This is a genomic window from Clostridium collagenovorans DSM 3089, from assembly GCF_900130005.1.
Lineage (GTDB): Bacteria > Bacillota > Clostridia > Clostridiales > Clostridiaceae > Clostridium_D > Clostridium_D collagenovorans.
In genome coordinates this window covers 853,678-877,046 of the sequence record NZ_FQXP01000003.1, presented here as the reverse complement: position 1 = coordinate 877,046, position 23,369 = coordinate 853,678, and the positions used below count along the sequence as shown (strand labels likewise).

Below are 23,369 nucleotides of genomic sequence, written 5' to 3'. Positions count from 1 at the left end.
ATAAATAGATAAAAATAAAGTGGTTAAGTACTAAAATAATTTAGCACTTAACCACATATTTTATTAAGAAGCTATAGATTCTTTTACAGGTTCTTCATCTTCTACAGGTTCTTCAACCTTTGATGGAAGTTTGCTTATTATAAGTTTAGCACCTTGTATAACTACAAATGGTACAAAGGATAAGCCATATATAGTCATAAGTTGTACAGAACTTAGAGGTGCAACTTCAAATATACTTTGTAGAGGTGATACTAATAAAACAAGGTTTAATAATAAGAAACCTAGTCCAAAAGCACCCCATAAATATTTATTTGAAAATAATGCTTTTTTACTTAAAACATGAGATTTAGCTTTGCTGTTAAACCCATGAACTAATCTTGATAAACAAAGTGTAGCAAAGGCCATTGTGCTTCCAAGAAGCTCCCCACCAGCATTAATACCTATATGGAAAGCAGCCATTGTACAAGCAGCAATTACTAAACCTTCAAAGAATATTTCAATTATAAAGTCTTTGCTTAATATTGAAGCATTCATTTTTCTTGGTTTTTCTTTCATAACATTATTATTATGAGGTTCCATTCCTAAAGCAATAGCAGGTAAGCTATCAGTAAGAAGGTTTATAAATAATAAGTGTACTGCGGCAAAAGGTACTGGTAATGCTAGTAATGACGCATATAATACAGATAGAATTCCAGCAGTATTACCTGAAAGTAGGAATTTTATGGAGTTCTTTATATTAGTATAAATGTTTCTACCATTTGAAACAGATTTAACTATAGTAGCAAAGTTATCATCGGTTAAAATCATAGAAGAAGCATCTTTAGCTACTTCAGAACCTGTTATTCCCATTGCAACACCTATATCAGCTTGCTTTAATGCTGGAGCATCGTTTACACCGTCACCAGTCATAGCAACTACATTACCTTTTTCTTGCCATGCTCTAACAATTCTTATTTTATGCTCTGGGGATACCCTTGCATAAACGGAATAGTTTTCAACTACATCCTTAAGTTCTTCATCGTTAAAATTGTCTAAGAAAGCACCTTCAACTGCTTCCTCTTCATTTTTTAATATACCAATTTGTTTAGCTATGGCAGCCGCTGTTATTTTATGGTCACCAGTTATCATTATTGGTTTTATTCCAGCTTTTATACACTGTTCTACAGCCTGTGCAGATTCTACTCTAGGAGGATCCATCATGGATATAAGTCCAAGGAAGGTAAAATCAGTTTCATCCTCTAAAGAAAGAGTATCTGCATTATCTATATTTTTATAAGCAAAGGCTAAAACCCTAAGCCCAGTTTTTGAAAAGTCTTTATTTATATTTTCAATTTTATTTATATCATCCTTAGATATTTTACGTATACCCTTTGAAGTTTCTATATTTACTGTTCTATTAAGAAGAACATCTACTGCACCCTTAGTTACCATTATATTTTTATTATTTGAGTTATAAACTACACTCATTAATTTTCTATCAGAATCAAAAGGAAGTTCATTTAATCTAGGATGATCTTTTCTAATATCAAGTTCATCAATATTATATAAGCCTCCTAAATTTACTAAAGCTACCTCAGTTGGATCGCCTATTTCTTTACCATCTGTTGTAACAGCATCGCTACATAATAGACCCATTGATAATAAATCATTTTCAAGAGAGTTATTTAAATCTAACTCATTTGAATTTAAAACTCTATTATCAACATATAATTTTTGTACAGTCATTTTATTTTGAGTTAAAGTTCCAGTTTTATCTGAACATATTATAGATACACTACCTAAACCTTCAACAGCAGCTAACTTTCTTATAATGGCATTTTCTTTTGCCATTTTTTGAGTTCCAAGAGAAAGTACTATGGTTACTATTGAGCTTAAAGCTTCAGGTATTGCAGCAACAGCTAAAGCCACAGCAAACATAAAGGAATCAATTAAAGCTTGTCCTCTTGATATATTAACTACAAAAACTAAAGCACAAATAGCTAAAATTATAATAGCAAGATTTTTACCGAATTTATCTAAGTTAACTTGAAGAGGTGTTTTCTTTTCCTTAGTATTATTTAATAAGTCAGCAACCTTTCCAAGTTCTGTATCCATACCTATATTTGTAACTAACATTGTAGCTCTACCAGAAGTAACGAGACTTCCAGAGAAGGCCATATTTGTTCTATCTCCAACAGGAATATTCTCTTTTTCTATAACATCACTTGTTTTTAGTATGCTTTCTGATTCACCTGTTAAAGAACTTTCATTTACACCAAGACTAAAGTTTTCAATTATTCTACCATCAGCACTAACGAAGTCACCAGCTTCTAAGAATAAGATATCTCCAACTACTACTTCTTTTGATGGAATTTCTAATTTTTTATTATCTCTTAAGACCTTTGCCATTGGTGAAGCAAGAGCTTTTAAACTATTAAGAGATTGTTCAGCTTTAACATGTTGAACAGTACCTAAGATAGCGTTAAGTGTTATAACTACGAAAATAACAAGAGCACTTTCTACATTATCAAGAAACATTGAAACTATAGCTGCTATCATTAGTATAATTACTAGCATGTCCTTAAACTGCTCTAAAAACACTTGAGCAATACTCTTTTTCTTACCTTCCGTAAGTTCGTTTAATCCGTACTTAGTATGTCTTTCTTGTACCTCCTTTTGAGTTAGTCCACTGGAAGTTACATTTAAGTCCTTAAATAACTCTTCCTTTGACCTTGCATAAGCATTTTTCATAATAAAATCTCCTTCTTTAATATAATTTTGCACTTTAGTAAGAAGGTGAGGTATAAAAAAAACAAGACCTTTAATATAACCTCAGGATCTTACTAAGATTATATTAAAAGTCTTGTAACCATTATATGTTCATGGTGTATAATACCAGGCAACATAAGTTAACCGCGATGTTGATATTATACTTAAAACTACTCCCTTTTAATATGGAAAGCAATATTGAATTTAATATTATGATATACTTAAGTTGAATAATTGTCAATAAATATTTTAGGCAAAATAATACTTTTTACAAAGAAATTTTTGACAAAAGTAGTAGAGCATTAATTTTGTTGACTAAGGAAATGTCTTACTATATAATGAGATAAAATTAAAATTTATGTAAAGGAGGTTAGTTATGAAAATAGATATGCTTAGTTTAATACAAATGTTCATGCTTATTACATTTACAAGCGCATTTTTGATATATATATCATATTTTTTAAAAGAAAATATATTAAGAGTAAAGCTAGGTATTTTTGTAGAAGTAGAATTTAAAAATTATGCTTATTTAGAGAAGCTAACCCCTAGACAGTGCTTTAGTTATTTTAAGTATGATATTTGGAGATACTGTAGTTTATTTTAATTTATAATGATGTTTAGATATTTTAAAAATAAGGAGAGAATAAGATGGACATCATTATAAATATATTAAAAGGAATATTAGATATCTTAATTAGTTTTACAGGAGATTTAGGAATTGCAATAGTTATACTTACTTTAGTAATAAAAATATGCTTATTACCTTTATCATTGAAACAAAAAAAATCCATAGAGAAGCAACAACAAGCACCGATGGAAATTGAAAAAATAAAAGCAAAGTATAAAAATAATTCAAGGGAACTTGATAAGAGGCTTCAGGAATATAGCAAGGAAAGTATGAAGAATTTAAGTGGATGCTTAGGTATGTTTATTCAACTGCCAATTATATACGCTTTATTCAATGTATTTTCAAATCTCAATATATCTTCAGGAAGTATTTTAATACCTTGGGTAAGTTCCTTAGGCCTTCACGATAATTATTTTATAGTACCTATAATATATGTGTTAACTATGTTAGCACCAAATCTAATTTCATATATACCTTACTTTAATGTAAAGGGTAAAGCTGCTTTAAATAAAGCCAATATGATTTCAACTATATTTATAGGTCTAATGTTTACAATGAAAACTCCCGTTGCTTTAGGGTTATACTTTATAAGTAGTAGTTTATTTTCTTTAATAGAGGAAATTGGGTATAGAATTTATTCTAAAAATAAAGTTGCAGCTTAATATAAAAGATTTGTTGAGAGAATTTTCTTGAGATATAACCTGTAGAGTAGACGAAATAAAAGAAGTCTATTCTATAGGTTTTTTTATTAGGAAGAACATATATTACATAAATCACCTCTAAGTAATTTTATATACCAAATATTAGCAAGGAAAATATAATATAGCTATAAAATTTTTCTAATTACTATTAATATTTAACATTTTACAATTAAGGTAGTATAATATACATGCAAGATAAAATAATAAAGTAATAATGTAGATTTTACAACAAAAGAAGTAATCTTGATTATGACTTACATAAAAATTGGGGAGGAAATTCAATGAATTTTAAGAGAATTACGTCATTAATAATCGTAGGAGTTATGTCTACAGGACTTTTATTAGGATGTGGATCCAATAAGACAGCAAAGGAAGAAAATAAGGAAGAAAAGTCTGTTAAGGTAGTTATGCCAGATGGTTTGCCTTCAATAGCAATGGCAAAGCTAGTTAAAGAAAAACCTGAAATAGGGAAAAATTATAAAGTAGAGTACAGTATTGAGAAGACACCTGAAAATCTTTCAACTGCTGTTATGAAGGAAGAAGCCGACATAGCTGTAGTACCTTCTAATATGGCAGCTATAGCTTATAATAAAACTAAGAATTATGAGATTGCAGGAACTGTAGGCTTTGGTTCTTTATACTTAGTTTCAACAGAGGAAATAAAGGATTATGAGGATTTAAATGGAAAAACTATAGCAAATATAGGAAGAGGTCTTACTCCAGATATAATAACAAAGAGTATATTTAAGGAAAGAGGCTTAGAAGCTGATAAAGATGTTACCTTTAATTATTTAAATGCAGCTTCAGAATTAGTACCTACTATAGTAGCTGGGAAAGAAAAGATAGCTGTAGTGCCAGAACCAGCATTAAGTGCATTAATGACTAAAAAGCCAGAGGTAAAGATAGTTAAGAATTTAAATGATGAGTGGAAAGAATTAAATAATTCTAAAAACGGTTACCCTCAATCCACTATTATTGTTAAAAAGAGCTTTTTAGATGAGAATAAGAAGTTTATAAATGACTTTTTAAAGGAAGTTGCTAATGGTACTAAATGGGCTAATGAAAATAAAGAGGAATTAGGAAATTACAGTGAAGAAATAGGTGTATCTACAGACAAGGTTATGATACCTAAGGCAATGGAAAGAGCTAATATAGGATTTGTAGATATAAAAGACTCAAAGGATGATTATAAAAATTATTATAAAAAGTTGTTAGAGATTGACCCTAGTTCTGTAGGAGGAGCTTTACCTGATGAAGGAATATTTATGGAAAGATAAATTTCAGGTATTTTTATCAATTATAATTTTGCTTGTTTTATGGGAAGTAATAGCCTTAAGCATAAATAACAATATATACTTACCCACCTTGGGAGAGGTGGGTAAGAGTATAAAATATACAATTACAGATGAAAAGTTTATTTTTCATATATATAGTTCAATGAGCAGAGCTGTACTGAGTTTTATAGTAGCGCTAATCATGGCTATTTTATTAGGAGTCTTAGCTTCCTTTAGTAATTTCTTTAGGAATTTTTTAAAACCAATAAATTCTCTAGTTATGTCTATACCAACTATGATATTAGTAGTTTTAGCTATAATATGGTTTAATAAAAATGATACACCATTTATAGTAGGCTTCGCCATAGTGTTTCCTATATTTTATGATGCTGTTGTAAGTGCAATTTTAAATTTAGATAAGAAACTGCTACAAATGACGCAAATCTATAATTTTAATATTAAGGATAAAATATTAAAGGTGTATTTTCCAGCAATTAAGTTTCAAATAGTAGGAATAATGCTTTCAACCTTTTCTTTAGCTTTAAAGGTAGTAGTAGCAGGGGAGGTTTATGGACAACCAACCTATGGTATGGGCACTGTTATTCAGTTGGAAAAAATAAATTTTAATACTTCAGGTATTTTTGCATGGATAATAATAATAGCTTTTATATCATTTTTATTAGACAAACTTCAAAAAATTATAGAGAAAAGAGCATTTAGGTGGAAAAATTAATGGATATAAAGATATGTGAGTTAAATAAAAGTTATGGAAAAAACCTTATATTTAAAAATTTCAATATAAGCTTTAAAAGTAATAAAGTGAATTCTATAATAGGAAAGTCTGGTTGTGGTAAAAGTACGCTGCTTAATATTATTGCAAGTCTAGTAGAAAAAGATAGTGGAGAAATTATAGGCATAGATAAGCAGGATATAAGTTACATATTTCAGGAGGATAGGTTAATAGATTGGCTTACAGTGGGTGAAAACTTATCACTTATATTAAAGAACTTTTATGAGAAAGAGCAAGTAAACTATGAGTTGAAAGAACTTTTAAAAAAAGTTGATATGGATAATTATGAAAATCAATATCCTCAAAGTTTAAGTGGTGGAATGCGACAAAGAATAAACATAGCAAGGGCCTTTGCAAAACCTTCCAAGGTAATAATAATGGATGAGCCCTTTAAGTCCATAGATATTAAAAATAAAATAAGCATAATGAATTGCTTTAAGACCTTATTAAAAAATGAGAATAGAACAGTAATTTTTGTAACTCATGATGTAGATGAGGCCATATTTTTTAATGATAACATTTATGTTTTAGGGGAATCACCAGTTAAAATAAAAGGTGTTTTTAAGGAAAACTTATATGATAATAGAGAAAATATAATAAAACTTATATAGTAATAGTTAAGAGACTAGATTAATTATAAAATCTTATTTTAGGTCATAGTAAACTAAAATAAGATTTTTTAAAATTAAAATAGTCTCTTTTTTATTATAATAACTATGTAAATTGATATTTTATAAAAAAGGAAGTAAAATAAAGATGTATAACTTAAAAACTAAAAGTTAAGATGTTTAAAGAACTTTATTTTAGTAAAAGGAGATAATATGAGTTGGATAGAAGAAATAAAATCATATAAGCCTCTCAATAATCAAGAACTGAAGGATAAAGAAAGACTAATATATTTCATAGAGAATTTCAAAGACATTTTAAGTAGACAAAATGAAATTGCCCATGTAACTAGTTCAGCTTTTATAGTAAATAAGGATAGAGATAAAGTTTTAATGGTTTATCATAATATATATAATTCATGGTCATGGGTTGGTGGACATGCTGATGAAGAAGAAGATTTACTTGCAGTTGCAATAAGAGAAGCTAAGGAAGAAACAGGTGTAACAAAGGTGGAGCCTATTATAAAAAATATATTCTCTATAGAGGTATTACCTGTTGTGGGACACATGAAAAGAGGTAAATATGTATCAGCACATTTACACTTATCAGTTACTTTTTTATTGCAAGCTGAGGAAAAAGAAACTCTTAAAGTAAAAGAGGATGAAAATAGTGGGGTAAAATGGATTCCTATCAATGAAGTCATAAGTAGTAGTACAGAGCCACACATGCAGGAAGTATACAAAAAACTAATAGATAAAATAAATAAGTTATAAACAATAATATAAAACTTAGAAAATATTTTACTAAAATAACATAAAGAAGAATGGAAATTGAGTAATTAATTTATGTAGAGGTATTTAGTGAAATGAAAAAATGTAGAAAGTTACTTACAATATTAGCGGTTTCAATATGTCTTTTAGTTCAAAGTTCCCCATTGGTTCTTGCAAGAGCAGGCGGCGGTGGTGGAGGTGGTGGAGGTGGTGGAAGTAGTTCATCTTCAAGAAGATACAGTTCTTTAAGGAGAAGAGGGCAGCTTGGCTCTCCAGAACAAATAAAACTTTTTATAGTTATAATGGTTGCAATTGCCGTTCCAGGCTTGCTTTATAGAGTTAATATGAAAAGGAGAGCAGAAGAAGGAAAGGAATTTATAGAAGAGCTAAGCAATGAAGATAAGGATTGGGATTATGATGAGATAGAAGGGCGAGTAGCAGAAGTGTTTTATAGAGTGCAAGAGGCTTGGCAAATGCAAAATATGGACATGGCAAGAGACTGCATAAGCAATAAGATATATTATAGACATAATGATTCATTGAGGTTCATGACACTGATGGGAAAGGCAAATTTTATAGATGACATCAGACTTTTAAAAATAGAGCCAATATCAGTTACTGACTGTAAGGATGATGTAGGTGATAGTATTTGGTTTCTTATTAAGGCTTCAATGAAGGACTATGATATAGATAATGTACAAGGAAAAATAAAAAGAAATGGAAATACAACAGGCATATTTCAAGAATATTGGAAATTTATAAGGAATTCTGATACTTGGATATTAGATGAAATACTACAGACTGATGAAATTAAAGAGCACGCTTTTAAAAATATTAAATTGTGATAAAAACTTATATGTGTATATTTGGAAACAAATCTAAAATACGTTTTAATTTAGGGGAAAAAGGATGAAAAAATATAGAAAAGCATTAATAATTATGAGTATATTAACATGTCTTATAATACAGAGTTCTTCAGTGGTTCTTGCAAGAGCAGGAGGAGGTGGAGGCGGCGGTGGCGGCGGAGGTGGAGGAAGTAGCTCTTCTTCTAGTAGTCATTCCTCAAGTAGAGGAAGTAGTACAAAAGGGACTCCGCTTAGTAATGTAATGAGCTTTATATGGATGACTGTGCTTGTATCAGGAACTACTATAGTTTATAAAGTAAGAATAAGTTTTAAAAGAAAGAAAAGTAAGGAGTTCATGAGTAACCTTAGCAAAGAGGATTGCACTTGGGATTATAAGAGTATAAGAAAAAGGGCAGAAGAGGTATTTTATAGGGTACAAGGAGCGTGGACTAAAGGAGATATGAATATTGCTTCGGATTGTATCAGTGAAGCAATATATAATTCGCATCAAACTAAGTTAGAATGGATGAAAATGAGAAATGAAATAAATATGTTAGAAGATATAAGACTTCTAAAATTAAAGCCTGTTGGAGTTGTAGATTTTGAAGAAGATAGCAATGATACCATATGGTTTTTTATTGAAGCATCTATGATTGATTACACTGTAGATACCTTAACAGGCAGTATAAAGGGTGGAGTACCAAGACACCAAAGTTTTGTGGAGTATTGGAAGTTTATAAGAGGTAATGATAATTGGGTATTGGATGAAATACTTCAAAAAGAAGATGTTGATGAAAGCACTTTTATTAATAGAAAAATGTAATAGTTCAAAATAATGTATTGACATATATTAAATGTTAGTACTATAATTGTAAATAATTATTTTAAAATTATAAGGAGAAATTTATGAAAACTTCAATGAATAGTTTGAATTTAGTGAAATTTAATAGCAATATGTTTTTAAACTGGTGCAGCTTTTGGCGTACTGGTTATTTGTGTTGTCTTAAATTTCATAAAAGATATAACTTTTCAGAGAGGTTCATAATAGAGGGGTTTTTATATGGCTTAAACTCCTTATATTAAGAGATGTAATTGTATATTATAACGAATTACAGAGCTCACCTGAAGGTGAGCTCTTTTTATTTACAAAAAATATATAAAAATAGAAAATATGTATTCAATAGTATTAAGAGATAAAATAAGGAGAGGTATGATGATTATAAAAATTAAAAAAAATACTGAAGAAGAAAAGATAAATAATATGGTTGATTTTATTAAAAAGGTAGAGGGTGTAGAGGTACAATTCATAAGATCTAAAGAAGGAATTTCCTTTGGAATTACAGGAGATATAAAAGCCATAAATAAAAATAGTTTATTAAATAATAAATATGTAGATGAAATAATAGAAGTAAAAGAGCCTTATAAAAAAGTTAATAGAGCCTTTAAACCTGAAGATACTATTGTAAGTATAGGTGGAGAAAAAATAGGTGGGGAAAAGTTTTCGGTAATTGCAGGACCTTGTTCTGTTGAAAGTGAAAATCAAATTTTAGCTATTGCCTCAGAGGTTAAAAAGCATGGAGCACAGTTTTTAAGAGGAGGAGCATATAAACCTAGAACTTCTCCATATTCTTTTCAAGGTATGAAAAAAGATGGACTAGAATTACTAATAAAGGCAAGAAAAAGTACGGGGTTGCCAATAGTTACAGAACTTATGTCTCCATATGATATTGAACACTTTGAAGAAAATGTTGATATTATACAAGTTGGTGCTAGGAATATGCAAAACTTTGAACTTTTAAAGGAATTAGGTAAAACTAAAAAGCCAATTTTGCTAAAAAGGGGATTATCAAATACTATAGAGGAGCTTTTAATGTCAGCAGAATATATTATGTATGGAGGTAATGAAAATATAATATTATGTGAAAGAGGTATAAGAACCTTTGAAAGATATACTAGAAACACTTTAGATATTTCAGCTATACCGATAATAAAAAAATTATCTCACCTTCCTGTAGTGGTTGATCCTTCTCATTCTTCAGGAAAATGGTGGTTAGTGGATCCTTTAGCTAAGGCTGCATTAGTTGCTGGAGCTGATGGAATAATAGTAGAAGTGCATAATGACCCAGAAAATGCTCTTTGTGATGGGGATCAATCTATTAAACCAAGTAAATTTGCAGATATGATGAAGGGATTAAAAGCAATAGGAGATGCCATAGGAAAAGAAGTTTAGAGCTTAAAAATGTAGTTTTTAACAAGATAAGTTAAAATTATAGAAGGTTAAGTATGCAATAAAAATATTGTGTGATTAAATAAAGAAGTTTAAAATATTACATAATATAACTTTAAATATTATATTTAGAAGTACAACTGTTGTATATATTGATAGAATATTATATAATTAAAAATATGGTTATATTGGACAATTTAAGAACAAAAAAAATTATATGATATATTTTGGTAAAAGTATGAATAAAATCTAAAGAATAAAAATTATTAAGGGATACAACTTGAATTTAAAAATTATTTTCATAAGTTATTCCTTTAAGTCGCATTATAGGAAGTATATTTAGTTATAAAGTATATTTCTTAAATAATAGACGCAAGAAAAATATATAATTTGGAGGGGCAAATGGCAGTTACAATTAAGGATATTGCTAAAATGGCAGGCGTATCCCCGACTACAGTTTCTAATGTTATAAATGATAGAAGTGCTAAAGCAAAGGAAGAAACTAAGCAAAGGATTATGAAGTTGGTTGAAGAATATAATTATCAACCTAATGCAATAGCTAGAGGACTAGTAAAAGGAAGAAGTAAAATGATAGGAGTAATGCTATCAGATATCACTAATCCTTATTTTTCACAATTAATTGATGGAATTGAGGAAGTAGCAAGTAAAAGTGGGTATAGTATTTTAGTTTGTAATACACATAATGATGCTAATAAAGAAGAAAAATATATAGATATAATGAAACAGTATTGTGTAGAGGGAATAATCTTTACTTCTTGTGCAATAAAGAAAAGCGAACATTTACAGGCTTTAGTAAATGCACATTATCCAATGGTTACAATTGATAAGAGAATTGACGGTTTTAAAGAAGTTTGCAATGTATCCGTGGATAATTATATCAGCGGATACTTAGCTACAAAATATTTAATAGACTTAGGACATAAAAATATAGGATGCATAACAGGCCAGCTTTGGGCTTCTAATGCTGTTGATAGATTAAATGGATATAAAAAAGCTATGGAAGATTATAATTTACCTATAGATGAGTCCTATATATATTCATCAAAATTTGATATGAAAACAGGAATTGATGGTGCAAATTATTTTTTTGAAAATAATAAGGAAATTACAGGTATTGTTGCCTGTGGAGATATAATAGGATATGGAATATATAAGGCAGCTAACGATGCAAATATTAGCATACCTAAAGATTTATCGGTAATTGGAATTGATGATATATTCTTTTCAGATGTTATAACACCAGGACTTACTACTTTAAAGCAACCAATAGATGAATTAGCTGTACAAGCTACTGATACTTTACTTTCACTTATAGAGGGAAAAAAAGTTGAAAATAAGTCTTATAGTTATGAAGCAAAGTTAATTGTAAGATCTAGTACAAAGGAACTGGGCTAATCTAGTATAATTAGATTAGCTCAGTAGAATTACTATATATCAAGCCAAATTTAAAAATTCTGAATTGTTCATATAAATAGACGTAAATGTATATTTTAAATATATATTTACTATATTAAAACCACAATGTAATATTATAGTTAAGCTTTAGCATTTAAACTATGAAGTTATAGAAAATGAATTAAGAGTATTTAAGGTAATACATATTAAAAAACTTTATAAGAAATAAAGAATTAAAATTTTAAATTAAGGTATCCTAAATTATATAAGAGAAAAAATTAATTATAGGAGGCCAAAAGCATATGAAACTAAGATGTAGAAACTTTTGTATTGCTTTACTAGTATTTCTTATGGGAGTGAACTCTATAGCTTTTGCCAACAATTTAAAGAATCCCATCTTTATGGGTGAAGTAGTTAAGATTGAAGAAGAAGCTAAGTATGGAATTACAAAATTATTAGTTAAAGGTTACATAAAAGATAGTGAAATTTACAATGAAGAGTTAATAGTAATTGTTAATGCAGATACTAAAATTATTCAATGTAATAATGAAAAAAATAGTGTGGGTTTTACAGAGGGTGATAAAGTTTTTATAGTTTTGAGTCCAATCATGACTAAATCTATACCACCTCAATCAGTAGCTGAAAAGATACAAATTACAAAGGGGGCTTTATACTAAAATTACATATAAGGGGGACTTTTGATTATGTTGGGCACAATAGTAAATACTATAACCATAGTCATTGGGGGATTTATTGGGTTACTGTTTAAGGGCAAAATTAATGAAAGAATCAGTTCTACAATAATGAGTGGACTAGCTTTATGTGTGCTTTATATTGGAACATCTGGTTCTTTGAAGTTAGATAATCCACTTGTTATGATAATATCTATTGCAATTGGAGCTTTTATTGGAGAACTTTTAGACTTGGATAAATTGCTTAACAGATTAGGAAAATTTATTGAATCTAAGGTTAAAAAAGGTAGCAATAACAATGTGTCAATAGCAGAGGGATTTGTATCTGCAAGTTTACTGTTTTGCGTTGGGGCTATGGCAGTAGTCGGAGCTTTAGAAAGTGGACTACAAGGAAATCATGAAACATTATTTCTAAAGGCAATATTAGATGGAATTTCAGCAATTATATTTACGTCATCCTTAGGAATTGGAGTGATTTTTTCATCCATAGCAGTTTTTATATATCAAGGTACAATAGTATGTGGCGCAAGCATTCTATCATCTTTGTTAAACGCTACTTTAATTAATAATATGTCAGCAGTTGGAAGTCTTTTAATTGTTGCTTTAGCGTTAAATATGCTTAATGTGACTAAAATTAAGGTTGCTAATTTATTACCATCAATAGTAATAGCTATGTTTCTAGGAGTTGTTATAATGTAAAAGAGAGCTGTGAAATCCACAGCTCTCTTTCATTTAAGTTATAATAAAGTTTTAGTAAGTAAAGTCGAAGTATAGTAAATAAACAATATATCATACCCTAATAATTATAAAAGGACCTATCTCAAGTTCTCTTTTCAGTACAAGTTAAAAATATTTTTTATACAAATCTTTGAAAATTTTAACATGTAATTTTTCATCCATTATTATTCTTTCAATTATTTTTTTTATACTATTATCATCTATAACAGAAATAATTTTATTATATTGCTCTATTGCATCCAATTCGTATTGTATATCGTTGAATAACATATGCTCAGGATCTTCGTCGTAATCTACAAATTTAGATGTCCAGTTGTAAAACTTATTTTTTTTAGAGATACCGTATTTAGGTTCGCCACCTAATGCAACTATTAATTCTCCTAAAATCTCTAAATGGTGCATTTCTACTATGGAAATACCTATGAGTGTTTCAGATATTTCAGGATATTTAGTTCGAAACAATCGAATATGCTGATATACATATTGAGTACTAGCACTTAATTCAGAAACAACACCTGCATAAGCATGAGATATTAACCTAGCATACTCAGAATTTTTTCCCTTAATAATTATTGGAGGATAGGGTTGGTTTATAGAATATTTAGTATGATTACACATTTTCTTCTCCTTGCAAAAGTTCTATAATATATAGCATATGAATAGTACAATATAAAGTTCATCATAAATAGCAACATTGGACATAAGAAAGACAAATTTTTAGTTGATAAATTTAAAAAATAATATATTTTTTATAACATGTTAATTTTTATAGTGAATAAAGAACAGAGCAAAAGCTTATAATAAGTATGTTTAAAAAATATAAGAAAGAAGGTAACTACAATATGGATAACAATTGTAAAAAATTATTAGACGGATCTTTAGAAATGTTCAATGATAGTGCTGTTCCTAAAATTCCGGTTTTCGCAGGAGAAGATATAACTTCTGAAGTATATTACTTTAAACCTAATCAAATATTAAAAACTCACAGACATCCAAATGGAGAGCAAATATTTTTCTTTTTAAAGGGTTGTGGTAAAATGATGTTGGGAGAAACAGAATACGAAGTAAATGTAGGTAGTAGTGTTTTTGTACCTAAAGGAGAATGGCATCAAATTATAAATGGAACAGAAGAAATGGTGGCAGTTCAAGTAACAAAAGTAGCTGCTGGAGCAGAATTTAAATAAATATATAGCAAAGAGCCTGTCATGATAGAACTTTAGTTATAAAATACTAAAGTTATGTTAATAACAGGCTCTTTATTGTTTAAAGTATGTAGGCCCAAAACAAAAAAATATATCTGGACATCTTTATATATGAAGTTTAGAAGTTGGTAACTTCAATAATAAAAGTAATAAAAATACTTGACAAGTATAGTTGGCATATATTAATATTAATTTGACAATTATATTTGTCAAAGTGACAATTAAATTAGTCAGGAGGGATTATATGCCTTTATATAATCGATTAAAAGAATATAGAGCTAAAATTAATGTGAATCAAACTGAAATGGGGAGATTAGTTGGGGTATCTAGGCAAACCATAAGTCAGATTGAACGAGGGGATTATTCACCATCAGTAACATTAGCATTAAAAATATCAAAGGTTCTGAATGCTACAGTAGAAGATATCTTTATTTATGAGGAGGAGAATATTAATGAGTAATAATCGTGCTAGTGAAATAAAAAAGGAAGATAAAAAGGCTTTTAAAGGATTTATTATTATTACTATGGTATCTGCATTTATAGGTTTTTTATTTGGTCTAGGCTCTAGTAGGTTAAAAGAATTATTTGGTGAGAATATTCCTAAGTTATTTATGAATATATTAAGTGCAATAACACCCTTTGCTAGTCTTGTATTGTCTTTAATTGTAATTGCAATATATATATATGTTTATAATAAGTCTATAAAAGAATATGAAGAATGTATAGAAGAAGAGGAAAATGATTATGCAATAGATAAAATTGAAAGAAACTTATCTATTGTGATATCAATTACTACTATAAATAATATTATTGGATTTTTCTTTTTGGGAATAGGAGGTATGATATTACCATTTAATGATGATAATGGTAACCTAAGTATAATAAAGGGGATATGTTCATTTTTAGGCTTTATACTTTGTACTGTATCTACCATATTGATTCAAAAAAATATAGTGAATCTTGAAAAGAGAATTAATCCCTTATTAAAAGGAAGTATATATGATGTAAAGTTTGCAGAGAAATGGATAGATAGCTGTGATGAAGCTATAAAGCTAGGAATATTTAAAAGTTCATATAAAGCATATAAAGCTGTATCTTTAACTTGTGTAATACTTTGGATATTTTGTATTATAGGATATGATATATGGGGCTTTGGTATTATGCCTATGGTAATTGTAATAGTAATATGGTTAGTTCAAACAATAGCATATTCTAATGAAGCAATTAAGAGCAATATAAGAAAATAATTTTATATACTAATAAAGGATAAAGTTCACTATAAAATAATGATTTATTTATAGTGAAAGAATAGGAAACTTAAGTAAAATTTAATAAATAAAATATAAATTTTATGTTACAATATAACAAAATAACTAAAATATAAGGGGGAGAAAAATGACTATTACAGTTACAAACCTTGTAAAAAAATACGGGGATTATACAGCTGTAGATAATTTAAGTTTTTCTATGGAAAAACCAGGAGTTTTTGGACTTTTGGGAACTAATGGAGCGGGAAAAACTACTACAATTCGTATGATGCTTGGAATGTTAAAAAAAGATGGTGGAACAATCACATGGAAAGGTGAAAAATATGACCCGTCTAAAATACCTACAGGATATTTAGCTGAAGAAAGAGGAATATATTCTAAGGTTACAGTTTTAGACCAACTTATCTATTTTGCAGAATTAAAGGGTATAAGCAAAAAAGAAGCGGTAAGTAGAATAGATCATTGGTTAAAAAGATTAGATATCGAAGAACACAGAAATAAAAGGGCAGAACAATTATCAAAGGGTAATCAACAAAAAATTCAATTTATAGCAGCTCTTATAGCAGATCCAGAAATTTTAATATTGGACGAGCCTTTAAGTGGATTGGATCCTGTTAATACTGATTTATTCAAAGAAGTAATAAAAGAAGAAGTGGCAAAGAATAAATATATTATAATGTCTAGTCATCAAATGAGCACAATTGAAGAGTTTTGTACTGATTTAGTGATTTTGAAAAAAGGAAAGACAGTATTAGAGGGTAATTTAGGAAAAATTAAAAAAAGCTACGGAAGAAATAGATTGAATTTAAAATGTGAAGAGGATATAAGTCTTATTATAAAGGAAAAAAATATAGAGATTATTGAAGAAACTCCGGATCTTTTAAGTTTAAGAGTTGAGGATGAGAGACAAGGAAATGAATTATTAAAGGAATTAGTTGAAAAGAATGTAACAATAGTTAGATTTGAATTAAGAGAACCTACGTTACATGAAATATTCATAGAAAAGGTAGGTGAAGAAAATGAGTAAAAATAATTTTAATAAGGTTTTCAAATTTACTATAGCACAATTAGTAAAAGGAAAGTCATTTAAGGTAGCTACTATAGTTATATTAGCTTTGGTGTTTATCGGAACATCACTTATCAATATAATACCAGCTTTAACGGGAAAATCTCATGAGGATTCATCTTCTAAGGAAGAAAAGGAAATGACTATAAAGTCTATTTATTATAAAGATACTTCAGACCTAAATGTGGATATTACGGAAACAATAAAAGCAGCTTTCCCTAAGGTTGATTTTAAAATAAGTACTGAAGATGATGAAAAGTTAATAGATGAAGTTTCTAAAACAACTGAAGAGGGTAAGGTATATATAAAAACTTGTATTGAAAATAACATATATACTGTAAAATCATATGAACCACCAAAGGAAGGATTAGTTTCTAAGGGTGATATTGAAAAGGTAACTTCAATTATAACCTCTACTTTAAATACTGGAAGGTTAATAAAAGAAGGGGTGGCACCAGAAAATGTAGCAAAGGTTACATCACCTATTGATAGTATTACAATAGTTGCTGGGGAAAAGGAAAAGACCTTTGAACAAAGAATAGCACAAATGGTATTACCAATGGTTGCATGTTTAATATTGTTTTATATTATTTATTTCTATGGATATTGGGTTGCAAATTCTATAGTTGCAGAAAAGACTTCAAGAGTTATGGAATTATTACTAACTTCTGTAAAACCACTTGAACTTATAACAGGAAAATGTGTAGCTATGGGAACTTTAGCAATAGCACAATTTTCAGCTATAATAGTAACAGCTTTAGTTTCATATGAACTAAGTGGAGTTTTAGTAAAGAAATTTATAGATAGTGCTGCTAAAACAGTAGATTTATCTCTTATATTTTCAGCAGTAGATCCTATAGATATAGTTTGGATAGTAGTATTCTTTATTTTAGGATATGTGCTATATGCTATATTTAATGCTTTAGTTGGTTCTACAATTAGTAAATTAGAAGATTTAAATATGGCTATGATGCCAGTATCATTCTTAAGTCTAATAGGATTTTATCTTTCTTACATGGCTTTAACTGTACCTGGTACTACTATGGCGAAGGTTGCTACTTTCCTTCCATTTTCAGCACCATTTTATATACCAGCAGCTGTGATTTCTTCTGATATACCTGTAGCTACTATTGGAATATCTTTAGCAATATTAATAGTATCCATAGTATTGCTTATATTATTTACATCTAAGGTGTATTCAGTTGTAATTTTACACACTGGTAATAGACTTAAGTTTAAAGATTTATTTGAAATATTCAAAGAAGAAAAATAAGAAAATTAAATTTACTTTTATATGCCTCCTGAAAATTTTTTCAGGAGGCAGAATTTTTTACATAATAAGGACTTTAATGTATAGTAATAATATATAAGTTACTTTAAATGGCGTTATAAGGGAGGACAAATATGATAGAAGTTTATATACCAGGATATAAGGATCTGAAAATTAAAAATGTAGTATTTGATTTTAATGGTACCATAGCAGAAGATGGAGCTATAAAAGAGGAGACTAAGGATAATATAATAAAGCTTTCTAAATTAGGACTCAAGCTTTATGTGGCTACTGCTGATACTCATGGGTCAGCTAGAAGCCAGTGTGAAGGACTTCCTATAGATATAAAAATTTTTCAACAAGATGATGCTACTTTAAGTAAAAAGAATATAATAGAAGAGCTTAACAAGGAGGTCACAGTAGCAATAGGTAATGGAAGAAATGATAGTGCTATGTTAAAGGAAAGTATTCTTTCTATGGCTATAATAGGTAAAGAAGGAGCCTTTTGCAAAAGTATTATGGAAGCAGATATAGTAGTTCAAGATATTAATCATGCCATAGAACTACTACTATATCCTAAAAGGCTTATAGCAACATTAAGAGGATAAAAACTTATATGCACTAAGTTAAGAAATGCTAAGTAAAATGATATTATATAAATTATATTAGGAGAACTTAAGTGCATAGTAAAAAAGAGTATTATTATGAACCATATATGTTTTTTTACTTTAATGATGAAAAAAATAATGAAAACAAAAGAAAGTTTTCACAGTATAAGGATATATCAACTAAGTTTATTAATAATGAGAATCTGGAAAGTGAAACTAATTATTTAATATGGGTAGATACTAAAGAATTTAAAACAAATGTATTTTTAAATGTGGAAGGAACATGGAAAATAATAAGAAGTTACCCATGCTCCATTGGAAAAAAAGAAACACCTACGCCCTTAGGAAAATTTAAAATAGGAGTGAAGGGGTTATATTTTGGAGAAAATCATGGATATAGATGCTGGTACTATACACAGTTCAAGGACAATTATTTATTTCATTCTATATTATATAACTTAGATGGCTCTATTAAAGATGGTAGGCTTGGATATGAAATCTCTAATGGCTGTGTAAGACTTGCAATTAATAATGCAAAATGGATATATAGTAATGTACCTAAAAATTCATTGGTATATATATCATAAATATGTTAGCTATGCCAAAAATAATAATATTGACATAGCTAATATTCATTAAAATATATGATATAATATGGGAAGTATATAAAAAGCATTACATAAGAAATATTATTAAAAAGGAGGGTTTATATGATAAAAAAGTTTATTACTTATTATAAACCATATAAAAAATTATTTTTATTAGATTTATTGGCGGCACTTTTATTATCAGTTTGTGATTTGGTATATCCAATGCTTACAAGAAATGTAATCGATGATATAGTTCCAAATAGAAAGTTAAATATGATTTTCGTATTTGGAATTATGTTGTTATTAATATTTGTATTTAAGGCTTGTTTGAACTACTTTATGCAATATTGGGGACATGTTGTAGGGGTAAGAATGCAAGGTGATATGAGAAGAGAAGTATTCACTCATTTACAGGACTTACCTAACTCTTATTTTGATGAAAATAAGACAGGAGTCATAATGTCTAGAATTATAAATGACTTAATGGATATATCAGAGCTTGCACACCATGGACCAGAAGATTTATTTATATCCTTAATAATGTTAGTAGGATCCTTTATAATTTTATGTACAATAAATGTACCATTAACAATTATGATTTTTGCAGTTATTCCTTTTATAGTGCTGTTTGCTGCTATTCAAAAGAATAAAATGAAAAAAGCCTTTATGGAAACAAGAGTAAAAACTGGAGAAGTAAATGCTACTCTTGAAAATAGTATTGCGGGAATAAGAGTTACAAAATCCTTTGGTGCTCAAGAAAATGAATTAGAAAAATTTGAAAAAAGTAATACAACCTTTAAAAAGGCTAGAGAAGCTGCATATAAGGTAATGGGTAAATATTTTTCAGGTATGAACTTATTAACAGATATATTAGAACTAGTTGTATTAGTTGCTGCAGCTTATTTTATGTATATGGATAAAATAACACCTGGTGATTTTGCAGCTTACTTATTATATATAAAGATGTTTATTCAACCAATTAAAAAGCTTACTAATTTTGCAGAAATGTATCAAAATGGGATGACAGGTTTCCAAAGATATTTAGATATAATAGAGGAAAAAACTGAAAATGAAAGTCCTAACCCTATTACTTTAGGTGAAGTTAAAGGTAACATTGAGATTAAAAATTTAAGCTTTAAATATGAAGACAACAATAGCGTATTGGAAGATATTTCCTTGGAAATCCCAAGTGGGAAAACTATAGCATTAGTTGGACCTTCAGGTGGAGGAAAGACTACTTTATGTAGCCTTATTCCAAGATTTTATGATTTTGAAGAAGGCGAAATAACTATAGATGACGTAAACATAAAGGATTTATCTTTAAAATCCCTAAGAAAAAATATAGGAATAGTGCAACAAGATGTATTTTTATTCACTGGTACAATAAAAGAAAATATATTATATGGAAATCCAGAAGCTACAGATAAAGAAATAATAGAAGCTTGTAAGAAAGCACGATTACATGATTTTATAATGAGTCTTCCAAAGGGATATGACACATATGTTGGAGAAAGAGGAGTTAAATTATCTGGTGGTCAAAAACAAAGAATATCTATTGCAAGAGTATTCTTGAAGAATCCACCTATTATGATTTTAGATGAAGCTACTTCAGCTCTAGATAATGTAACGGAATATGAAATACAAAAGTCTCTTGAAGAGTTAAGTAAAGAAAGAACAACCTTAGTAGTAGCTCATAGGCTTACAACTATTAAAAATGCAGATGAAATAGTAGTTTTAACAGAAAAGGGTATAGAAGAACGAGGAACCCATGAAGAGTTAATGTCTAAAAAAGGAATATATCGTACTCTTAATAGAAATAAAGAGGATTTTAAGGAGAAATACTTAGCTTAAGTAAAAGTAAGTAATTTATAGAATATTAACAATAAATTACTGTATTAATCTGTAAAAAGACTTTATAATATTATTATGAATTTATGCATAAAAATTAGGAGGTACAGGGATGAAGGTATTGGCGTTAATGGGGAGTCCAAGAAAGAAAGCAAATACAGACCTTTTATTGGATGAGTATTTAAAAGGGGTAGTAAGTACTAATAATGATGCTGTAGTAAATAAAATAGTGCTACAAGAAAAGAAAATTGCTTGTTGTACAAGTTGTAATGGCTGCAAAATGCTTAAATCAAAAAGATGCGTAGTTAAGGATGATATGCAAGAAATATATCCTTTAATAAAGGAAGCTGATGTAATAGTCTTAGCTACACCTATTTATTGGTGGTCTATGTCGGCTCAATTAAAGATTTTTATAGACAGACTATATGGATTAGAAGAAAAAGAGCTTCTAAAAACTAAGGAATGTGTACTTTTAACAACTTATGGTGGTGCATTACCAAACGAAGGACCATCATTAGTAGAAAACACTATAAAAGAAATTTGTGATTACTTAGGAATTAAGTTTAGAACAGCTTATGGGGTATGCACAGATGATGAAGTACAAGTTAAAGAAAATTTCAAAGCGCTAAAGGAAGTTTATGATTTAGGAGCTTCTCTATAAGATAAAAGCAAAGAGCTGTATTATTAAGTAAATTATTTACGATATGGAATTCTATATTTGAATTCCATATCGTAAATTCTTAATAATACAGCTCTTATTTTATGTGAATCATATAAAAGGATATTCCTTTATCTCCCCAACCTAAATCAAAGGGAACATGATATCTATCAACGGTGTGAGAGTTTATAAGTGGGTAACCAGAAGAATCAAAGCCAGTTATAATAGCATTATGATCAATATCACCCTTTTTAGAATAAGAAACCACATCACCTATTTGCAAATTGCAAAAGGAATGTTTAGTACTTTCTTCATTTTTACAAAGTAGATTTTTAAAATCACCATTTTTAATTATTTTACCTTTACCACTATATAAAATATAATCCTTAAAGGCATCAGCATTAATCCAAGAAGGAGAACTATCACGTTTTCCATTCTTAACAGTACTACACCAAGTATAATCTTGAGGAAGGTGACCACCTTCCTTATCTCCAAGGCATTGAGAAACAAAATTAGTACAGTTGCCTCCAATACCTGTGTAGTTAGGGTATTTTTTATCATATTTATCTGAGTTATCACTTAGTGAAGTTACTCCACAATATTTATCAGCATAATTTGCTGCTGAAATTCTATTATAGCCCTTTTCTTTTACCTGCACTATGTTATCTTCCTCACAACGTATAAGGGTAGAGATGTCATGAGATTTTACTTTAGGATCAGGTAAGATTGAATTAGAAAAGTCTCCATTATAGGACTTAAGAGCATCTTCAAAACAATCTAAGTACCAATCCTTGCTTATAAGCCAAGTGTTTTCTTGCTTAGTAAGGTTTATAAAGTGAAAAAGGCTTATACCAAAGGTATTTATATTTTTTTCACCTTTTTCATAAGCATAATTTACAATAAACTCCTCATCAACTCTAAGTGAACAATTCTTAGCATTAGGTGTAAAGTTTTTAAAGTTACTAATAGAATTTATTTTAACTAATTTTATCCCTCTTTCAGAGGACCAATCTCGTAAATATTTTAATCTTCTTACTTCATGGTCAAGTGCATATTTAGCATTATCCTTTGAGAGATCGTACTTATTAATTACATTTTCAATATTTCCATCTATAAAAGAGTTGTTACGGGTATTAAAATAATTATTTATAAAGTCCTCTATTTCTTTACGTGAGTTTTCTGCTTCCTCTGTTGCAAGACATTTAGGCATAATAGAAAAAGAAAGCAAAAAAATTAATATAAAACATATAAATTTAGAAAATTTCATTTTTTTATTCATGGTAATAAAACTCCTTTAATAAGTCTTTGTTATCTTAGTGTTCCAAAAAAACATTAATTTAAAACTAGAAAGTTTTTAAAATTAAATTTTGAAGTATAAAGCTATTGAGAAAAAGAATATTATAAAACTTAACAGTTAATTCAAA

The 23,369-nt window shown here is 28.6% G+C and carries 24 protein-coding genes; 21 read left to right on the top strand and 3 right to left on the bottom strand.

Annotation, left to right across the window (positions count from 1 at the left end; genetic code table 11):
• Positions 1–63: 63 nt before the first annotated feature.
• Positions 64–2,730, bottom strand: a complete 2,667-nt coding sequence (locus tag BUA48_RS04135) for a cation-translocating P-type ATPase (protein ID WP_072830354.1) — start codon at positions 2,728–2,730, stop codon at positions 64–66.
• A 394-nt stretch (positions 2,731–3,124) separates the two neighbouring features.
• Here BUA48_RS04135 and BUA48_RS04130 point away from each other — a divergent pair, with 394 nt between their 5' ends.
• From BUA48_RS04130 to BUA48_RS04075, 12 genes are all read left to right on the top strand, one after another.
• On the top strand, positions 3,125–3,352 hold the full coding sequence (locus BUA48_RS04130) for a hypothetical protein (RefSeq protein ID WP_072830353.1): 228 nt from the start codon (positions 3,125–3,127) through the stop codon (positions 3,350–3,352).
• 44 nt (positions 3,353–3,396) lie between these two features.
• Positions 3,397–4,038 (top strand): YidC/Oxa1 family membrane protein insertase, encoded by a 642-nt coding sequence (locus BUA48_RS04125; RefSeq protein ID WP_072830351.1) that lies wholly within the window; start codon positions 3,397–3,399, stop codon positions 4,036–4,038.
• Positions 4,039–4,358: 320 nt separating this feature from the next.
• Positions 4,359–5,354 (top strand): ABC transporter substrate-binding protein, encoded by a 996-nt coding sequence (locus tag BUA48_RS04120; protein WP_072830349.1) that lies wholly within the window; start codon positions 4,359–4,361, stop codon positions 5,352–5,354.
• Complete coding sequence (locus BUA48_RS04115) at positions 5,329–6,084, top strand: ABC transporter permease (RefSeq protein WP_072830347.1); 756 nt, start codon at positions 5,329–5,331, stop codon at positions 6,082–6,084. The genes BUA48_RS04120 and BUA48_RS04115 overlap by 26 nt, the downstream gene beginning before the upstream one ends.
• Positions 6,084–6,752: an ABC transporter ATP-binding protein gene (locus BUA48_RS04110; protein WP_072830345.1), complete on the top strand. Its 669-nt coding sequence runs from the start codon at positions 6,084–6,086 to the stop codon at positions 6,750–6,752. The genes BUA48_RS04115 and BUA48_RS04110 overlap by 1 nt, the downstream gene beginning before the upstream one ends.
• Positions 6,753–6,962: 210 nt before the next feature.
• Positions 6,963–7,520 (top strand): NUDIX hydrolase, encoded by a 558-nt coding sequence (locus BUA48_RS04105; protein WP_072830343.1) that lies wholly within the window; start codon positions 6,963–6,965, stop codon positions 7,518–7,520.
• A 92-nt stretch (positions 7,521–7,612) separates the two neighbouring features.
• Complete coding sequence (locus BUA48_RS04100) at positions 7,613–8,362, top strand: Tim44 domain-containing protein (protein WP_072830342.1); 750 nt, start codon at positions 7,613–7,615, stop codon at positions 8,360–8,362.
• Positions 8,363–8,426: 64 nt separating this feature from the next.
• On the top strand, positions 8,427–9,185 hold the full coding sequence (locus tag BUA48_RS04095) for a Tim44 domain-containing protein (RefSeq protein ID WP_072830340.1): 759 nt from the start codon (positions 8,427–8,429) through the stop codon (positions 9,183–9,185).
• Between the two features lie 390 nt (positions 9,186–9,575).
• Complete coding sequence (aroF, locus tag BUA48_RS04090) at positions 9,576–10,592, top strand: 3-deoxy-7-phosphoheptulonate synthase (RefSeq protein ID WP_072830338.1); 1,017 nt, start codon at positions 9,576–9,578, stop codon at positions 10,590–10,592.
• 399 nt (positions 10,593–10,991) lie between these two features.
• Entirely contained in the window at positions 10,992–12,005 is a 1,014-nt protein-coding gene (locus tag BUA48_RS04085) for a LacI family DNA-binding transcriptional regulator (protein WP_072830336.1), read from the top strand.
• A gap of 302 nt (positions 12,006–12,307) precedes the next feature.
• Entirely contained in the window at positions 12,308–12,682 is a 375-nt protein-coding gene (locus BUA48_RS04080; RefSeq protein WP_072830334.1) for a hypothetical protein, read from the top strand.
• Positions 12,683–12,709: 27 nt separating this feature from the next.
• Complete coding sequence (locus BUA48_RS04075; RefSeq protein WP_072830332.1) at positions 12,710–13,396, top strand: DUF554 domain-containing protein; 687 nt, start codon at positions 12,710–12,712, stop codon at positions 13,394–13,396.
• Between the two features lie 144 nt (positions 13,397–13,540).
• Here BUA48_RS04075 and BUA48_RS04070 read toward each other — a convergent pair whose 3' ends face one another.
• Positions 13,541–14,053, bottom strand: a complete 513-nt coding sequence (locus tag BUA48_RS04070) for a ferritin-like domain-containing protein (RefSeq protein ID WP_072830330.1) — start codon at positions 14,051–14,053, stop codon at positions 13,541–13,543.
• 224 nt (positions 14,054–14,277) lie between these two features.
• On the opposite strand from BUA48_RS04070, the gene BUA48_RS04065 reads away from it, so the two are divergent.
• The 9 genes from BUA48_RS04065 to BUA48_RS04025 all read left to right on the top strand — a co-directional run bounded on the left by BUA48_RS04065 (position 14,278) and on the right by BUA48_RS04025 (position 21,948).
• Positions 14,278–14,619, top strand: a complete 342-nt coding sequence (locus tag BUA48_RS04065; RefSeq protein ID WP_072830328.1) for a cupin domain-containing protein — start codon at positions 14,278–14,280, stop codon at positions 14,617–14,619.
• Between the two features lie 262 nt (positions 14,620–14,881).
• Positions 14,882–15,097, top strand: coding sequence for a helix-turn-helix transcriptional regulator (locus tag BUA48_RS04060; protein WP_072830326.1), 216 nt, complete (start codon positions 14,882–14,884; stop codon positions 15,095–15,097).
• On the top strand, positions 15,090–15,884 hold the full coding sequence (locus BUA48_RS04055) for a DUF3169 family protein (RefSeq protein WP_072830324.1): 795 nt from the start codon (positions 15,090–15,092) through the stop codon (positions 15,882–15,884). Before BUA48_RS04060 ends, BUA48_RS04055 begins: the two co-directional genes overlap by 8 nt.
• A 148-nt stretch (positions 15,885–16,032) precedes the next feature.
• Positions 16,033–16,932: an ABC transporter ATP-binding protein gene (locus tag BUA48_RS04050; protein WP_072830322.1), complete on the top strand. Its 900-nt coding sequence runs from the start codon at positions 16,033–16,035 to the stop codon at positions 16,930–16,932.
• Positions 16,925–18,244: an ABC transporter permease gene (locus tag BUA48_RS04045; RefSeq protein ID WP_072830320.1), complete on the top strand. Its 1,320-nt coding sequence runs from the start codon at positions 16,925–16,927 to the stop codon at positions 18,242–18,244. Before BUA48_RS04050 ends, BUA48_RS04045 begins: the two co-directional genes overlap by 8 nt.
• Before the next feature lie 131 nt (positions 18,245–18,375).
• Positions 18,376–18,849 (top strand): HAD family hydrolase, encoded by a 474-nt coding sequence (locus BUA48_RS04040; RefSeq protein ID WP_072830318.1) that lies wholly within the window; start codon positions 18,376–18,378, stop codon positions 18,847–18,849.
• 107 nt (positions 18,850–18,956) lie between these two features.
• Complete coding sequence (locus BUA48_RS04035; protein ID WP_072830572.1) at positions 18,957–19,436, top strand: L,D-transpeptidase; 480 nt, start codon at positions 18,957–18,959, stop codon at positions 19,434–19,436.
• Positions 19,437–19,559: 123 nt separating this feature from the next.
• The gene (locus tag BUA48_RS04030) at positions 19,560–21,290 is read left to right on the top strand and encodes an ABC transporter ATP-binding protein (RefSeq protein WP_072830316.1); all 1,731 of its coding nucleotides are present in this window, start codon (positions 19,560–19,562) and stop codon (positions 21,288–21,290) included.
• A gap of 109 nt (positions 21,291–21,399) precedes the next feature.
• Positions 21,400–21,948 (top strand): flavodoxin family protein, encoded by a 549-nt coding sequence (locus BUA48_RS04025; protein WP_072830314.1) that lies wholly within the window; start codon positions 21,400–21,402, stop codon positions 21,946–21,948.
• Between the two features lie 94 nt (positions 21,949–22,042).
• On the opposite strand, the gene BUA48_RS04020 is transcribed toward BUA48_RS04025, so the two are convergent.
• Positions 22,043–23,224 carry an amidase domain-containing protein gene (locus tag BUA48_RS04020; RefSeq protein ID WP_072830312.1) on the bottom strand — a complete coding sequence of 394 codons (1,182 nt, stop codon included), beginning with the start codon at positions 23,222–23,224 and terminating at the stop codon, positions 22,043–22,045.
• Between the last annotated feature and the right edge of the window lie 145 nt (positions 23,225–23,369).

Excerpts from the sequence above, each read along its gene's own strand:
- BUA48_RS04080 (WP_072830334.1), top strand. The coding sequence starts at position 12,308 with ATGAAACTAAGATGTAGAAACTTTTGTATTGCTTTACTAGTATTTCTT.
- BUA48_RS04055 (WP_072830324.1), top strand. The coding sequence starts at position 15,090 with ATGAGTAATAATCGTGCTAGTGAAATAAAAAAGGAAGATAAAAAGGCT.
- BUA48_RS04095 (WP_072830340.1), top strand. The coding sequence starts at position 8,427 with ATGAAAAAATATAGAAAAGCATTAATAATTATGAGTATATTAACATGT.
- BUA48_RS04045 (WP_072830320.1), top strand. The coding sequence starts at position 16,925 with ATGAGTAAAAATAATTTTAATAAGGTTTTCAAATTTACTATAGCACAA.
- BUA48_RS04060 (WP_072830326.1), top strand. The coding sequence starts at position 14,882 with ATGCCTTTATATAATCGATTAAAAGAATATAGAGCTAAAATTAATGTG.
- BUA48_RS04050 (WP_072830322.1), top strand. The coding sequence starts at position 16,033 with ATGACTATTACAGTTACAAACCTTGTAAAAAAATACGGGGATTATACA.
- BUA48_RS04130 (WP_072830353.1), top strand. The coding sequence starts at position 3,125 with ATGAAAATAGATATGCTTAGTTTAATACAAATGTTCATGCTTATTACA.
- BUA48_RS04030 (WP_072830316.1), top strand. The coding sequence starts at position 19,560 with ATGATAAAAAAGTTTATTACTTATTATAAACCATATAAAAAATTATTT.
- BUA48_RS04100 (WP_072830342.1), top strand. The coding sequence starts at position 7,613 with ATGAAAAAATGTAGAAAGTTACTTACAATATTAGCGGTTTCAATATGT.
- BUA48_RS04125 (WP_072830351.1), top strand. The coding sequence starts at position 3,397 with ATGGACATCATTATAAATATATTAAAAGGAATATTAGATATCTTAATT.
- BUA48_RS04085 (WP_072830336.1), top strand. The coding sequence starts at position 10,992 with ATGGCAGTTACAATTAAGGATATTGCTAAAATGGCAGGCGTATCCCCG.
- BUA48_RS04135 (WP_072830354.1), bottom strand. The coding sequence starts at position 2,730 with ATGAAAAATGCTTATGCAAGGTCAAAGGAAGAGTTATTTAAGGACTTA.
- BUA48_RS04065 (WP_072830328.1), top strand. The coding sequence starts at position 14,278 with ATGGATAACAATTGTAAAAAATTATTAGACGGATCTTTAGAAATGTTC.
- BUA48_RS04070 (WP_072830330.1), bottom strand. The coding sequence starts at position 14,053 with ATGTGTAATCATACTAAATATTCTATAAACCAACCCTATCCTCCAATA.
- aroF (WP_072830338.1), top strand. The coding sequence starts at position 9,576 with ATGATTATAAAAATTAAAAAAAATACTGAAGAAGAAAAGATAAATAAT.
- BUA48_RS04020 (WP_072830312.1), bottom strand. The coding sequence starts at position 23,224 with ATGAATAAAAAAATGAAATTTTCTAAATTTATATGTTTTATATTAATT.
- BUA48_RS04120 (WP_072830349.1), top strand. The coding sequence starts at position 4,359 with ATGAATTTTAAGAGAATTACGTCATTAATAATCGTAGGAGTTATGTCT.
- BUA48_RS04115 (WP_072830347.1), top strand. The coding sequence starts at position 5,329 with ATGAAGGAATATTTATGGAAAGATAAATTTCAGGTATTTTTATCAATT.
- BUA48_RS04110 (WP_072830345.1), top strand. The coding sequence starts at position 6,084 with ATGGATATAAAGATATGTGAGTTAAATAAAAGTTATGGAAAAAACCTT.
- BUA48_RS04035 (WP_072830572.1), top strand. The coding sequence starts at position 18,957 with ATGTTTTTTTACTTTAATGATGAAAAAAATAATGAAAACAAAAGAAAG.
- BUA48_RS04075 (WP_072830332.1), top strand. The coding sequence starts at position 12,710 with ATGTTGGGCACAATAGTAAATACTATAACCATAGTCATTGGGGGATTT.
- BUA48_RS04040 (WP_072830318.1), top strand. The coding sequence starts at position 18,376 with ATGATAGAAGTTTATATACCAGGATATAAGGATCTGAAAATTAAAAAT.
- BUA48_RS04025 (WP_072830314.1), top strand. The coding sequence starts at position 21,400 with ATGAAGGTATTGGCGTTAATGGGGAGTCCAAGAAAGAAAGCAAATACA.
- BUA48_RS04105 (WP_072830343.1), top strand. The coding sequence starts at position 6,963 with ATGAGTTGGATAGAAGAAATAAAATCATATAAGCCTCTCAATAATCAA.